Origin of the sequence: Flavobacterium aestuarii (genome assembly GCF_040049115.1) — a bacterium.
Lineage (GTDB): Bacteria > Bacteroidota > Bacteroidia > Flavobacteriales > Flavobacteriaceae > Flavobacterium > Flavobacterium aestuarii.
Window position 1 is genome coordinate 184,101 of record NZ_JBDLZZ010000006.1, and the last position, 13,272, is coordinate 197,372.

General features: G+C 35.9%; 12 protein-coding genes. 2 read left to right on the forward strand and 10 right to left on the reverse strand.

Annotated features, from left to right (window positions below; all coding sequences use genetic code 11):
• Positions 1-38: 38 nt before the first annotated feature.
• The 8 genes from nuoF to aspS form a co-directional block, all read right to left on the reverse strand.
• Positions 39-1,406 carry an NADH-quinone oxidoreductase subunit NuoF gene (nuoF, locus tag ABEG11_RS08535; RefSeq protein WP_348823747.1) on the reverse strand — a complete coding sequence of 456 codons (1,368 nt, stop codon included), beginning with the start codon at positions 1,404-1,406 and terminating at the stop codon, positions 39-41.
• A gap of 1 nt (position 1,407) precedes the next feature.
• Positions 1,408-1,938 (reverse strand): complex I 24 kDa subunit family protein, encoded by a 531-nt coding sequence (locus ABEG11_RS08540; RefSeq protein WP_348823748.1) that lies wholly within the window; start codon positions 1,936-1,938, stop codon positions 1,408-1,410.
• 50 nt (positions 1,939-1,988) lie between these two features.
• Positions 1,989-3,227, reverse strand: coding sequence for an NADH-quinone oxidoreductase subunit D (locus ABEG11_RS08545; protein WP_348823749.1), 1,239 nt, complete (start codon positions 3,225-3,227; stop codon positions 1,989-1,991).
• A 23-nt stretch (positions 3,228-3,250) separates the two neighbouring features.
• A complete protein-coding gene (locus tag ABEG11_RS08550; protein WP_348823750.1) occupies positions 3,251-3,784 on the reverse strand; it encodes an NADH-quinone oxidoreductase subunit C in 534 nt (177 codons plus the stop codon).
• Positions 3,785-3,789: 5 nt separating this feature from the next.
• Positions 3,790-4,338, reverse strand: a complete 549-nt coding sequence (locus ABEG11_RS08555) for an NADH-quinone oxidoreductase subunit B (RefSeq protein WP_348823751.1) — start codon at positions 4,336-4,338, stop codon at positions 3,790-3,792.
• Between the two features lie 99 nt (positions 4,339-4,437).
• Positions 4,438-4,803: an NADH-quinone oxidoreductase subunit A gene (locus tag ABEG11_RS08560; RefSeq protein ID WP_348823752.1), complete on the reverse strand. Its 366-nt coding sequence runs from the start codon at positions 4,801-4,803 to the stop codon at positions 4,438-4,440.
• A 220-nt stretch (positions 4,804-5,023) separates the two neighbouring features.
• Positions 5,024-5,218, reverse strand: a complete 195-nt coding sequence (locus ABEG11_RS08565) for a cold-shock protein (protein WP_115814005.1) — start codon at positions 5,216-5,218, stop codon at positions 5,024-5,026.
• A gap of 110 nt (positions 5,219-5,328) precedes the next feature.
• Positions 5,329-7,083 carry an aspartate--tRNA ligase gene (gene aspS / locus ABEG11_RS08570; protein WP_348823753.1) on the reverse strand — a complete coding sequence of 585 codons (1,755 nt, stop codon included), beginning with the start codon at positions 7,081-7,083 and terminating at the stop codon, positions 5,329-5,331.
• Positions 7,084-7,241: 158 nt separating this feature from the next.
• On the opposite strand from aspS, the gene ABEG11_RS08575 reads away from it, so the two are divergent.
• Together ABEG11_RS08575 and ABEG11_RS08580 are read left to right on the forward strand one after the other, a co-directional pair.
• Positions 7,242-8,237, forward strand: coding sequence for a TlpA family protein disulfide reductase (locus tag ABEG11_RS08575; protein ID WP_348823754.1), 996 nt, complete (start codon positions 7,242-7,244; stop codon positions 8,235-8,237).
• 186 nt (positions 8,238-8,423) lie between these two features.
• Positions 8,424-8,783 carry a toxin-antitoxin system YwqK family antitoxin gene (locus ABEG11_RS08580; protein ID WP_348823755.1) on the forward strand — a complete coding sequence of 120 codons (360 nt, stop codon included), beginning with the start codon at positions 8,424-8,426 and terminating at the stop codon, positions 8,781-8,783.
• 644 nt (positions 8,784-9,427) lie between these two features.
• Here ABEG11_RS08580 and ABEG11_RS08585 read toward each other — a convergent pair.
• Complete coding sequence (locus tag ABEG11_RS08585; RefSeq protein WP_348823756.1) at positions 9,428-9,580, reverse strand: hypothetical protein; 153 nt, start codon at positions 9,578-9,580, stop codon at positions 9,428-9,430.
• A 159-nt stretch (positions 9,581-9,739) separates the two neighbouring features.
• Positions 9,740-13,204 carry an efflux RND transporter permease subunit gene (locus ABEG11_RS08590; RefSeq protein WP_348823757.1) on the reverse strand — a complete coding sequence of 1,155 codons (3,465 nt, stop codon included), beginning with the start codon at positions 13,202-13,204 and terminating at the stop codon, positions 9,740-9,742.
• Positions 13,205-13,272 lie beyond the last annotated feature (68 nt).

Sequence of the window (13,272 nt, forward strand, 5' to 3'; positions counted from 1 at the left end):
TGGAATTCCATCAACTATTAACTATCAACCATCAACTTTTATACTGTTTGTTTTGTTACTAAATGCTTTACTTTCTCAAAAGGTTCAGCAACAAAATGGTCTCTGTTTTTTATTTTTTCAGGGAAACGGACATGGTATTCAAATTCATCTCTAAAGTGACGAATAGCTGCCGCTACCGGCCAAGCTGCTGCATCTCCAAGTGGACAGATTGTATTTCCTTCTATTTTACTTTGGATGCTCCATAGTAACTCGATATCTTCTTCACGTCCGTGTCCATTTTCGATTCTGTGCAATACTTTTTCCATCCATCCTGTTCCTTCTCTACAGGGCGTGCATTGTCCACAGCTTTCATGGTGATAAAAACGAGAGAAATTCCATGTATTACGAACGATGCAGGAAGTGTCATTATATACGATAAATCCTCCTGAGCCTAGCATAGATCCTGTGGCAAAACCACCGTCGCTCAAAGATTCATAAGTCATCAAACGATCTTCGCCTGCGGCAGTTTTATAAATTAAATGTGCTGGTAAAACTGGAACAGAACTTCCTCCAGGCACAAAAGCTTTTAGAGGACGATCAGAACTCATTCCGCCAAGATATTCATCAGAATTCATGAATTCGTAAACACTTAATCCTAATTCAATTTCGTAAACACCAGGGTTTTTAATGTGTCCCGAAGCTGAAATTAATTTAGTTCCTGTAGATCTTCCGATACCAATTTTAGCATAATCAGCCCCGGAATTATTTACAATCCACGGCACAGCAGCAATAGTTTCTACGTTGTTTACAACCGTTGGATTAGCCCAAAGTCCAGAAACGGCTGGGAATGGCGGTTTAATACGAGGATTTCCTCTTTTTCCTTCTAATGATTCGATCAATGCAGTTTCTTCACCGCAGATGTAAGCTCCGGCACCACAATGAACATGTAATTCCAGATCAAATCCTGATCCTAAAATATTTTTCCCTAAAAAACCAGCTGCTTTTGCTTCGGCGATGGCTCTTTCTAATATTTTGAAAACCCACATATATTCACCACGAATGTAGATATACGAACGATTGGCACCCAATGCATAACTGGAAGTAATCATACCTTCGATCAATAAATGCGGAATGTATTCCATCAGATAACGATCCTTGAAAGTTCCCGGCTCTGATTCATCGGCATTGCAGACTAAATGTCTTGGTTTTCCAGATTTTTTGTCAATAAAACTCCACTTCATTCCGGCAGGGAAACCAGCACCACCACGGCCACGCAATCCCGAAGTTTTTACTTCTTCGACCACTTCATCCGGCGTTAAGGTTTTTAATGCTTTTTCCACAGAAGCATAACCGCCGTTTGCACGATATACTTCATAGGTTTTAATCCCAGGAATATTGATTTTGTCTAATAATATTTTTTGTGACATATTATTTATCGTGTAATATTATTTTATCGTCTTTGCAGTCAGCGATTAACTGATCTACTTTTTCTTTTGTCAAATGTTCTTTGTAAAAATCTCCCAATTGCATCATTGGTGCATACCCACAAGCACCCAAACATTCAACTCCTCTTACTTCAAAAAGCCCATCAGCGGTTGTTTCTCCAATACCAACACCTAATTTTTCGCATGTATAATCCATTAAATCCTCAACTCCGTTCAAGCAGCAAGGTGAAGTCTGGCAAAATTCAAACATATATTTGCCAATAGGTCTTTGGTTAAACATTGTGTAAAAAGTTACTACTTCGTACACTTCGATAGGTTTGATTTGTAAAATTTCGGCAACTTTATTCTGTAATTCAATGCTTAGCCAATTGTCGTGAGCATCCTGAACTTCGTGTAAAACGGGAAGCAAAGCTGATTTTCTTTTGTCTTCAGGATAATGACTGATTAATTCATTGATGCGTGACATCAATGCTTCGGTCATATTTATTTCTTGTTTGTAATGTGTTCTTTCCATTTTTTTTAAATCTGAAATCTAAAATCGTTAATCAACAATCTGAAATCTTTTTACGCATCTAATTCTCCTGCAATAACATTTAAACTTGATAAAATAACAATCGCATCAGACAACATCGAGCCTTTAATCATCTCTGGATAAGCTTGATAAAAGATAAAACAAGGTCTTCTGAAATGCAATCTATACGGAGTTCGGCTTCCGTCTGTTACTAAGTAGAATCCTATTTCGCCATTTCCACCTTCAACAGGATGATAAATATCTGCCACAGGAACGGGAACTTCACCCATTACAATTTTGAAATGATATATTAAAGATTCCATATTGTGATATACATCTTCTTTTGGAGGAAGATAGTATTCAGGAACTTCGGCATGGTATTCATTTCCTGCTGGCATTTTGTCCAATGCCTGACGGATAATACTTAGACTTTCCCAAACTTCAGCGTTTCTTACACAAAAACGGTCATAAGTATCACCTGATTTTCCTACTGGAACTATGAAGTCAAAATCTTCATAAGAACTGTAAGGCTGTGCTACACGCACATCATAATCGACACCGGCAGCACGCAAATTAGGTCCTGTAAATCCATAAGCCATTGCTTTTTCGGCAGAGATAGCTCCAACATTTACAGTTCTGTCAATAAATATTCTGTTTCTTTCGAATAAGTTTTCAAATTCTTTCCAGGCAACAGGGAAATCTCTCAAAAAGTCATCTAATTTTCTAAAAGCTTCTGGTGACCAGTCTCTTTCGAAACCGCCAATTCTTCCCATATTGGTTGTAAGACGGGCTCCGCAGATTTCTTCGTAAATTTCGTATACTTTTTCTCTAAATTGAAACACATAAAGGAATCCAGTATAGGCTCCAGTATCAACACCAAGAATTGAATTACAGATTAAGTGATCCGTAATACGTGCCAGTTCCATTACAATAACTCGTAAATATTGGGCTCTTTTAGGAACTTTTATATCAAGAAGTTTTTCAAGAGTCATCCACCATCCCATATTGTTGATAGGAGAAGAGCAATAGTTCATTCTATCAGTAAGAGGAGTGATTTGGTAAAAAGGACGATTTTCGGCAATTTTTTCAAAAGCTCTGTGGATGTAACCAATAGTAGGTTCAGCTTCCAGGATTTTTTCACCATCCATTAACAGGATATTTTGAAAAATACCATGTGTTGCAGGGTGAGTAGGGCCTAAATTCAGAATAGAAAGCTCGCTTCCGTCTTCATTGTGGCGTTCTTTGATTATTTTAGCATAGCGATGCTCTGGTGGTAATAATAGTTCTGACATTTATCTAATGTGAAAAATTATATTTATTTTACTATTGGCTGATTGGTTGTTGTTCTTCCAAAATACCTGTCATCCTTATCTGTTCTTCCGCTGTCTTCCATTGGGAATTCCTTGCGCATTGGGAAAGAAACCATTTCGTCCATATTCAAAATGCGTTTTAATTGTGGATGTCCTATGAAGTTAATTCCGAAGAAGTCATATGTTTCTCTTTCCATCCAATTGGCTCCCAAAAAGATATTTGTAACTGTTTTGATTTCAGGGTTGGAACCGTTTAGGAAAGATTTAATTCGGATACGTTTGTTTTCGTACCAATTGTGTAAATGATAAACGACTGCAAATTGTCTGTTTTCTTCATTATCGGGATAATGTATGCCACATAAATCAGTTAAAAAATGAAAACGTAAAGCGGAATCATTTTTTAGAAAAAGAATAACGGCTGTAATTATTTCCGCATCTGCCTCAAATGTAAAAATGTCTCTCTCCTGGTTAAATTGGAAAACCTTTGAACCAAAATTTTCGATTAACTTCTCTTGAATTTCTGTTGTCTCTAATGCCATTTTTTTTATTGAATGTTATAAGATGCCAATAATTCTTTGTACTCAGGCGAACTTCTTCTTCTTACAGATTCGTTTTTCACCAATTCCTGCAGTTTCATAACGCCTTCTACAATTTGTTCTGGGCGAGGAGGACAGCCGGGAACATATACGTCTACAGGAATTACTTTGTCAATTCCCTGTAATACGGAGTAGGTGTCAAAAATACCTCCCGATGTTGCACAGGCACCCACAGCAATTACCCATCTAGGTTCTGCCATCTGTTCGTAAACCTGACGCAATATAGGAGCCATTTTTTTTGAAATTGTTCCCATTACCAATAACATATCGGCCTGACGAGGAGAAAAACTTACCCTTTCGGAACCAAAACGTGCTAAATCATAATGTGAAGCCATTGTTGCCATAAATTCAATTCCGCAGCAAGAAGTGGCAAAAGGTAAAGGCCAAAGCGAATTGGCACGTGCTAATCCAACAACGTCGTTCAGTTTTGTGGCGAAGAAGCCTTCTCCTACAACACCTTCTGGCGGGGCAACCATATTTACTTTTGAATCGCTCATTTTTAATATTGATTTCAGCTATTAGATAAACGAATTTAGGATCCGAATATCAATTTCTGTATTATGTATACTTTTTAATCTGTTTTGCTCTCTTTAAAATTATTCCCATTCTAAGGCTTTCTTTTTGATAATATAGAAAAAACCAACCAATAGCAACATCATAAAGATAATCATTTTTATCATTCCCTCGATGCCTAACTCTTTGAAATTCACTGCCCAAGGATATAAGAAAATTACCTCTACATCAAAAAGAACAAATAATATGGCTACGATGAAATATTTAACCGAAAAAGGGATTCTTGCATTTCCTACTGATTCAATACCGCATTCGAAATTTTTGTCTTTATTTTCAGATAATCTTTTCGGTCCTAATTTGCCAGAAATAATGATCATCCCCACAACAAATCCTACAGCTAAAACGAGCTGCATAAAGACAGGAATATAGTTTAATTGTTCAGATTGCATAATTATCAATTATTGATTTAAATTAAGATACAAAGATAGCTTTAGTGTAATTAAAACACAAGTTTTGTGACAAATTTAGTAGAAACATTAACTTAAAAAAAACCTAATTTTTAATGATTATAAATAACTGATTTTTGATGTATGCGCAAAAAAAAACGTTCCGATTATGTCGGAACGTTTTTTAGACGTTTTTGCAATAAAACAGTAAGCTATTTTAACACTAAAGTACTGCTACTTTAGCTGCAACTTTACCTTTTCTTCCTTCTTCTTCTTCATAGCTAACTCTGTCACCTTCACGCAATTCTTCTGCGCTGATGCCTGATGCATGAACAAAAATGTCTTTTCCTGTTTCTTCGTCTGTAATGAATCCGTAACCTTTAGATTCATTGAAAAATTTAACTGTACCTGTACGCATTGTAATAGTAATAATAATTTATAATATCGCAAATGTAATCTTTAATATAATACGAAAATCATTATGCTAATATTTTTTTTCTAAAATTATTGATATTCAAGTGTTTTTGTCTAATTGTTTGCATTTAATTTAATATGCAATTCATTTAATTGAGATTCGTCAATTGTGGATGGAGCATCTATCATTACATCTCTGCCAGAGTTATTTTTAGGAAAAGCAATGAAATCACGAATTGTTTCCTGACCTCCTAGAATGGCCACTAAACGATCCAGTCCAAATGCCAGCCCTCCGTGAGGCGGTGCCCCAAATTGAAAAGCATCCATTAAGAATCCAAATTGTGCCTTGGCTTCTTCTTCTGTAAAGCCTAAATATTTAAACATTAACTGCTGTGTCTCCTTGTCATGAATACGAATAGATCCTCCGCCTATTTCATTGCCATTTAATACCATATCGTAAGCATTGGCACGGACTTTTCCTGGATTGGTTTCCAGCAGGTGCATATCTTCTGGTTTTGGAGAAGTAAAAGGATGATGCATCGCGTGGTAACGGCCGCTTTCTTCATCAAATTCTAATAATGGAAAATCAACAACCCAAAGAGGTGCAAACTCTGCAGGATTTCTTAATCCTAAACGGGTGGCTAATTCCATACGCAATGCGCTCAGTTGTGCTCTTGTTTTATCGGCTGGCCCCGAAAGAACGAAAATCATATCGCCAGATTTTGCTCCGGTTGTATTGGCCCAATTAGTTAAATCGTCCTGATCGTAGAATTTGTCAACAGATGATTTGAATGTACCATCTTCGTTGCATTTTACATAAACCATTCCACTGGCGCCAACCTGTGGGCGTTTTACCCAATCAATCAAGGCATCAATTTCTTTACGAGTATAATTTCCTGCTCCTGGAACGGCGATTCCCACTACCAGTTCAGCTGAATTGAAAACTGGGAATTCTTTATGCTGAGCAAATTCGTTCAATTCACCAAATTCCATTCCGAAACGAATGTCTGGCTTGTCATTGCCATACGTTTTCATTGCATACTCATAAGTAATGCGTGGGAACTTATCAACTTCGATTCCTTTTATTTCTTTTAGCAGATGACGTGTCAGGCCTTCAAAAATATTTAAAATGTCCTCCTGTTCAACAAAAGCCATTTCGCAATCAATCTGTGTAAATTCGGGCTGTCTGTCAGCGCGTAAATCTTCGTCACGGAAACATTTTACGATTTGAAAATATTTATCCATGCCACCTACCATCAATAATTGTTTGAATGTCTGTGGTGATTGTGGCAAAGCATAAAATTGTCCTTCGTTCATTCTTGATGGTACAACAAAATCTCTGGCTCCTTCTGGAGTCGATTTGATTAAGTATGGAGTTTCCACTTCGCAGAAATCCAAATCCGAAAGGTATTTGCGAACTTCCATTGCCACTTTGTGACGGAAAAGCAAACTGTTTTTTACAGGATTTCTTCGAATGTCCAAGTAGCGGTATTTCATTCGGATGTCTTCACCGCCGTCTGTTTCATCTTCAATAGTAAACGGAGGAGTGAGAGCTGCGTTTAATATGTTTAATTCGGAAACTAAAATCTCGATTTCACCCGTAGGTATGTTTTTGTTTTTGGCCTCACGCTCAATAACAGTTCCTTTTACCTGGATAACAAATTCACGTCCGAGAGTTTTGGCTGCTTCAAAAACTCTCTTATCAGTACGGCTTTCGTCGAAAATAAGCTGTGTTATTCCATAACGGTCCCGCAAATCAACCCAATTCATAAATCCTTTATCGCGTGATTTTTGGACCCAACCCGCTAGAGTAACTTCGGTATTAATATTTGAGGCGTTTAACTCGCCACAATTATGACTTCTATACATGATCAAAATTTTAGACTGCAAAAGTAAACACAAAATTCAAATTAATATAGAAAAGTATGCAACTTGATGCATATTAAAATAGAATGTTTTGTTAATAGGTAAGATTTCACATAGAATTTCTTTAGATTTGAAGTATTCAAAACGATAAAACTTTCATTATGAAAAAATTTTTTATTTTAAGCATGCTTGGTCTCGTGGCTTTTAAGGGGATTTCTCAGGGTAATAACCAAATAAAATTTACTGCTAAAATCTCCAATAGAAACAGTGATACACTTGTTATCAAAGGAGCAAATAATTTTAGGCAAGTTATACCAATTAATAAAAACGAGCTTTTTGATACTGCTTTTGAAGCTCCAAAGGGATTTTATCGTTTTTCTGATGGAGTAGAATCGTCAACTTTATTTTTGAAACCAGGTTCCGAGGTAAACTTGACAATGAATGCTAAAGAATTTGATGAAACTATTGTTTACAAAGGAAAAGGTACTAGTGAAAGTAATTTTTTGGCACAGCAGGCTTTAAGAGACGAAAAATTTCAAAATGAAGCTTTCGCAAAAGAAGAGGCTGAGTTTACATCATTGTTAAAAGAAAAGAATAAATCTGATTTAGGTAATCTCGAAAAGGGTGATTTTGATCCTGAATTTAAAGATGCGCTAAAAAGATCATTTGAGCAATTTAATGAATATGCTGTCCAGGAATACAAAAATGCATCTAAGATGAACAGTTTTGTTGGAAAAGCCTCTCCTGATTTTGATTATGAAAATTATGCTGGGGGGAAAACCAAGCTGTCCGACTTAAAAGGCAAGTATGTATATATTGATGTTTGGGCAACTTGGTGCGGTCCGTGCCGGGCTGAAATTCCTTTCCTGCAAAAGATTGAAGAAAAATATCACGGAAAAAATATTCACTTTGTGAGCCTTTCTATTGATAAAGCCAGTGATCATGACAAGTGGAAAAAATTTGTCTTGGATAAAAAGTTAGGCGGAATTCAATTATTTGCAGACAAAGACTGGCAGTCCGATTTTGTAGTGAGTTATGGTGTGACAGGAATCCCGAGATTTATTTTAATTGATCCTAAAGGAAATATTGTAGACGCAGATGCGGATAGACCATCATCTGGGGAATTACAGACTAAATTAGATGTATTGCTTAAGTAATTTTTATTATCACAATTTTGCTGTTTTGGTAAAAACACCAGTAAAACCAGTGCTTAAGCTCTGGTTTTTTTGTTTCCAATGTTAAGCTTTTGCTTATGTTACGAAATTGTTAAGTAAAAGTTTTTTTAATGTAAATTTTGTTCTTAATTTTGAATAACAAGATGTAAACAATTAAAAATTAGCGATATGAAAAAGTTTGTGATATTGACAGCGATATTATTTTCTGGTGTAATTTTTGCACAAGATTCAAAACCAGTATTAGAGCCTTTCGGCAAAAAATTAAAAGCTACCTATTTTTATGAAAATGGGCAAATACAGCAGGAAGGATATTTCGAAAATGGCAAATTAGAAGGAATCTGGGTTTCGTATAATGAAGCTGGAGACAAAATTGCTTCTGGCGAATATGTGGCTGGAGTAAAAACGGGTAAATGGTTTTTCTGGTCTCAAATAGATGGAAAAAATAGTCTTAGTGAAGTAGATTTTTCCAATAATCAAGTTTCTAAAATAAAAAACTGGAGACAGGATGCTTTTGCTACTTCAAACTAAACAATACTACTAGTTAATTTGAAAAAAGGAGAAAGTCTTTATTGATTTTCTCCTTTTTTTATGTCTTTAAAATGCTCCAGATTTTTGTAATGCCTGAATAAATGATCATAGATAAGGGTATTTCTAATTTTTTTCCCGATTGATAAAAACATGCAAAGAAAGGAGGGTGCTGAGCGAGGTCTTTATTCAAATTTTATATCACTTATTTTTTCATTTTTATAATATAATTCATAATCTGAATCTTTTTTTTCTATTAAAATTGTAAAGTATAATTCAGCGGCAAATTTTTCGTAGCTAGTTTGCCCAAAATAAACAATACTTAATTTTGGCTTTTCAGTTGTCCCGAAATTAACTTTCATCTCAAAATTACTGTACCCTTCTTTATCAAATTCATTAAAATAATCTTTTTCGTAATTACTGTATGGGGGTAGCCAATCTCCTTTAATCTCATTCCCCTTTTCATTGTAAATTTTATCTTTTCTAAATGGTATTAATTCTGGATAACCTATAACTCCTGTATAGCCTTTATAATCTGCAAGTCTGTAGCGAATAAAAGTGAAAATGCACTTAATTTTGTTTTGTTAAAAATTGTAGATTTAATTTTTGTTTTAATCATTACTTTTCTTAAATCATCACTCGTCACCTTAAGTTGTCTGATTCCAAAAAACACTACTATTGTCAACTAATTTAGCTTTTAATATTTCAATTTTTGTACCTTCTTTTGTTGTTGTTACTTGTGCAAATAAATTCAAACTCATGCTTAGTAAGATCAACAATAGTATTTTTTTAAGCTTCATTTTTTAAAATTAAAATAATTAATTAACTCTTTTCTTTTTGTGATATGGATGTGTGATGGTTACTTCATTTTTTCAAACATACTCATTCCATTTCTATAAAAAAAAAAATAAAACCACCCAAAATCAAATTTCAGGTGGTTTTTTCATGAGTTTAAAAAACTATATTTTGACAGTCTCAGTTTTTCTTCTATCCCTCAGCCAATATTTAGTTCGTTTTACCAAATAAAACATAACCGGTACCATAACAAGAGTCAATACTGTTGCATAAGTCAATCCAAAAATGATTGTCCAGGCCAATGGTCCCCAGAAAATTACGTTGTCACCACCCATGAAAATGTGCGGATTCAAATCGGTTATTAACGAGAAGAAGTCGAAATTCAGTCCGATTGCCAATGGAATTAATCCCAAAACAGCAGTCAGAGCCGTTAATAATACTGGACGCAATCTTGATTTTCCAGATTCGATGATAACTTCTTTAATTTCTTCTAGAGTTAAATCATCATGACTTTCTAAATGATTATCCTCTACTTTTTTATCCAATAGTAAAACAAAGAAATCCATTAATACAATTCCGTTTTTCACCACGATACCCGCCAGCGAAATAATTCCCATCATCGTCATCAGGATTACAAAATCCATATTGGCAATGACATAACCATAAAATACACCACTGAAACTAAGAATTACAGTAAACAGAATTACCATTGTTTTAGAAACAGAATTAAATTGCAACACGATAATAATCGTAATTCCTGCCAGGGCCAAAAACAGCGCGTACATCAGGAAGCTCTGGTTTTTGCCTTGCTCTTCCTGCACTCCTGAGAATGAATAGGTAATGGTTTTTGGCAGTTGATACCCTTTTAAATCAGCTTCAATCTGCTTGGTAATTTCATCACCATTATAACCTGTCAAAACGTTGGAATACACCGTCATGATACGTTTCTGGTTCTTTCTTTTGATCTGGTTGTAAGTCGTCGTTTTTTCTGTCTGCGATACAGCAGAAATAGGTACTTGCATCATTTGACCATTTGCCTGATTACGGAAAGTTAATGACTGGTTGAACAAAATATTTTCGTTCTTGCGCTGATCATCCTGCATACGCATCGTGATGTTGTAATCGTCATCTCCTTCTTTGTAAGTCGAGATTTCCTGACCATATACGGAACGTCGCAAATTGAATCCCAGTTGCCCTGTCGAAACCCCTAAGCTACCGGCACTTTCACGGTCTACTTTAACCTCAAGCTCTGGGCTTTCCTTGTTGACATCAATACTTAGCCTCTCAATTCCTGGAATGTTTTTGGTATTTATGAAAGCAATCATTTTATCAGCTTCTTTCAGCATATCGTCATAATCAGTTCCTGTCAATTGAATACTGATAGGGTAACCTGCTGGCGGTCCATTGGCATCTTTTTCGACAGTAACGGTGGCTCCTGCTATTGCTTTTACTTTCCCTCTGATTTCTTCCAAGATATCGGCGGTGTTGATTCCTCTTCTGAATTTAAATTCGGAGAAATTCACCGTTACCTTTCCTTTGAAAGGCGTTTCCGAAGCAGAACCTGCATCTACGTTTGGATTTCCTGCACCAACACCCACTTGTGATACGATAGATTCGGCCAAGTAGTTTTTATTTGTTTTTGGATCTACATATTTACTTAAGACTTCGATAACCTGTTTTTCTACGAATAAGGTGGCCTTATTGGTTTTTTCAATGTCTGTTCCTTGCGGGTATTCGATATAGGTAATTACCTGATTTGGAATGTTATCCGGGAAAAACAATACTTTTCTAGGAAATATACCCAAAAGAATAAAAGAGAAAAATAACATTGCAATGATTCCTGCCAATGCATACCAAGCTCTTCTTTTGGTAAGGATTTTGGCCAGAAAGCTTTTGTATTTATCTTCCATTCTTGGGAAGAAGCTGTGCTGGAAATCCTGCGTCCATTGATATAGTTTCAATTTATAAAGCCACATCAATCCAAGAGAAATGATTGCCAGATGGCCAATAGCTTTTGCCAGTTTAGAATCATAAATGTTTCCAAGCAGGACAAAAATAACTGCAATAATGGTAAAAATGATAGAATAGGTTTTAGCCGATTTTTTGCTGACATTCCTGTCTTCAATATCCATAGATCCTCCTGTCATTGCAGCATTGACAACCATTGCTACAAATAATGATGCCGATAAGGTTACCGTTAATGTCATTGGGAAATACTTCATGAATTTACCCATCGTACCGGGCCATAAGGCAAATGGAAGGAAAGCCATTAATGTAGTTGCTGTTGATGAGATAACCGGCCAGGCAATTTCGCCTATACCTATCTTGGAAGCTTCCACACGATTCATGCCTTTTTTCATATTGGCAAATACGTTGTCAACTACCACAATACCGTCGTCCACCAGCATTCCCAGTCCCATGACCAATCCAAAAAGTACCATGGTGTTCAGCGTTAATCCAAAGGCTGATAAAATACTGAACGCCATCAGCATGGATAAAGGAATGGCTGCTCCCACAAATAGTGAGTTTCGTAGCCCCATTGTAAACATCAAAACTATCATTACCAGTACAATACCAAAGATAATGTGGTTCGAAAGTTCGTCAACCTGATGTTCAACTCTTGATGATTGATCATTGGTCAATTCGATTTTTAGGTTCGAAGGTAAATAGGATTTTTTAGCCTCTTCGATTCTTTCTTTTACCTGCTCAATTGCCGAAATCATGTTTTGATTGGAACGTTTCTTCACGTTAAGCATTACAACTTCGGTTCCTTTCTCACGGGCATAGGTAGTTTTTTCTTTTTCCTTGAATTTAACAACGGCAATGTCTTTTAAATAAACAGTTCCTCCATTGTGTTTTACAATAACATCTTCCAGTTCTTTCGGATCTGTTATTTCTCCCACAATTCGGATGTTGTTTCTAGAGCCTTGTGAAATTAAATTTCCTCCCGAAAGAGTCATATTTTCATATTTAACTGCATTTTGAATATCATCAAAAGATACTTGCGCTGCTGTCATTTTGAAGATATCGACAGCAATTTCAACTTCCTTGTCATCAACACCAAGAATATCGACTTTTTTTACCTCGGGGATTTCTTCAATGTCGTCCTGAAGCAGTTCTCCATATTTTTTAAGCTGCTGTGTGGTATAGTTTCCCTGAAGGTTAATGTTCAGGATTGGCACTTCTTCCGAAATATTCAATTCAAAAACACTTGGTTCTACTTTACTGCCATTGTCAAGATTAGGCCAGTCGGTATCTGCCTTTACAACATCGACCTTGTCTTTTATCTTGGTTTTGGCCTGATCAATGGTAACTTCGTCGGCAAATTCGACAATAATCATCCCGTAATCCTGAAAGGAGCTGGAGGTAATTTTATCTACTCCGCTAATGTTCTTGATTTCCTTTTCAAGCGGTTTGATAATTAATTTTTCTACATCCTCAGCCGAGTTTCCAGGGAAAACTGAAGAAATGTAAACTTTGTTTTCTATGATTTCCGGAAAATCTTCGCGGGGCATTGTTATATAGGCAATAACTCCAGTGATTACAATCAATAAAGTCAAGATGTACACTGTAACGCGATTTTTGACAGCCCAGCTTGATATTCCGAATTCTATGTTTTGGTGTGACATATTTAAAAGTTTATTGTTTGTTGTTTATTGTTTTTTCGTTTGCGGATAACCATAAACGATTAACCATA

Coding starts and splice junctions, on each gene's coding strand:
- ABEG11_RS08555 (WP_348823751.1), bottom strand. CDS start 4,338: ATGAGCGATTCAAAAGTAAATATGGTTGCCCCGCCAGAAGGTGTTGTA.
- ABEG11_RS08545 (WP_348823749.1), bottom strand. CDS start 3,227: ATGTCAGAACTATTATTACCACCAGAGCATCGCTATGCTAAAATAATC.
- ABEG11_RS08585 (WP_348823756.1), bottom strand. CDS start 9,580: ATGAAGCTTAAAAAAATACTATTGTTGATCTTACTAAGCATGAGTTTG.
- ABEG11_RS08560 (WP_348823752.1), bottom strand. CDS start 4,803: ATGCAATCTGAACAATTAAACTATATTCCTGTCTTTATGCAGCTCGTT.
- aspS (WP_348823753.1), bottom strand. CDS start 7,083: ATGTATAGAAGTCATAATTGTGGCGAGTTAAACGCCTCAAATATTAAT.
- ABEG11_RS08575 (WP_348823754.1), top strand. CDS start 7,242: ATGAAAAAATTTTTTATTTTAAGCATGCTTGGTCTCGTGGCTTTTAAG.
- ABEG11_RS08540 (WP_348823748.1), bottom strand. CDS start 1,938: ATGGAAAGAACACATTACAAACAAGAAATAAATATGACCGAAGCATTG.
- ABEG11_RS08590 (WP_348823757.1), bottom strand. CDS start 13,204: ATGTCACACCAAAACATAGAATTCGGAATATCAAGCTGGGCTGTCAAA.
- ABEG11_RS08580 (WP_348823755.1), top strand. CDS start 8,424: ATGAAAAAGTTTGTGATATTGACAGCGATATTATTTTCTGGTGTAATT.
- ABEG11_RS08565 (WP_115814005.1), bottom strand. CDS start 5,218: ATGCGTACAGGTACAGTTAAATTTTTCAATGAATCTAAAGGTTACGGA.
- nuoF (WP_348823747.1), bottom strand. CDS start 1,406: ATGTCACAAAAAATATTATTAGACAAAATCAATATTCCTGGGATTAAA.
- ABEG11_RS08550 (WP_348823750.1), bottom strand. CDS start 3,784: ATGGCATTAGAGACAACAGAAATTCAAGAGAAGTTAATCGAAAATTTT.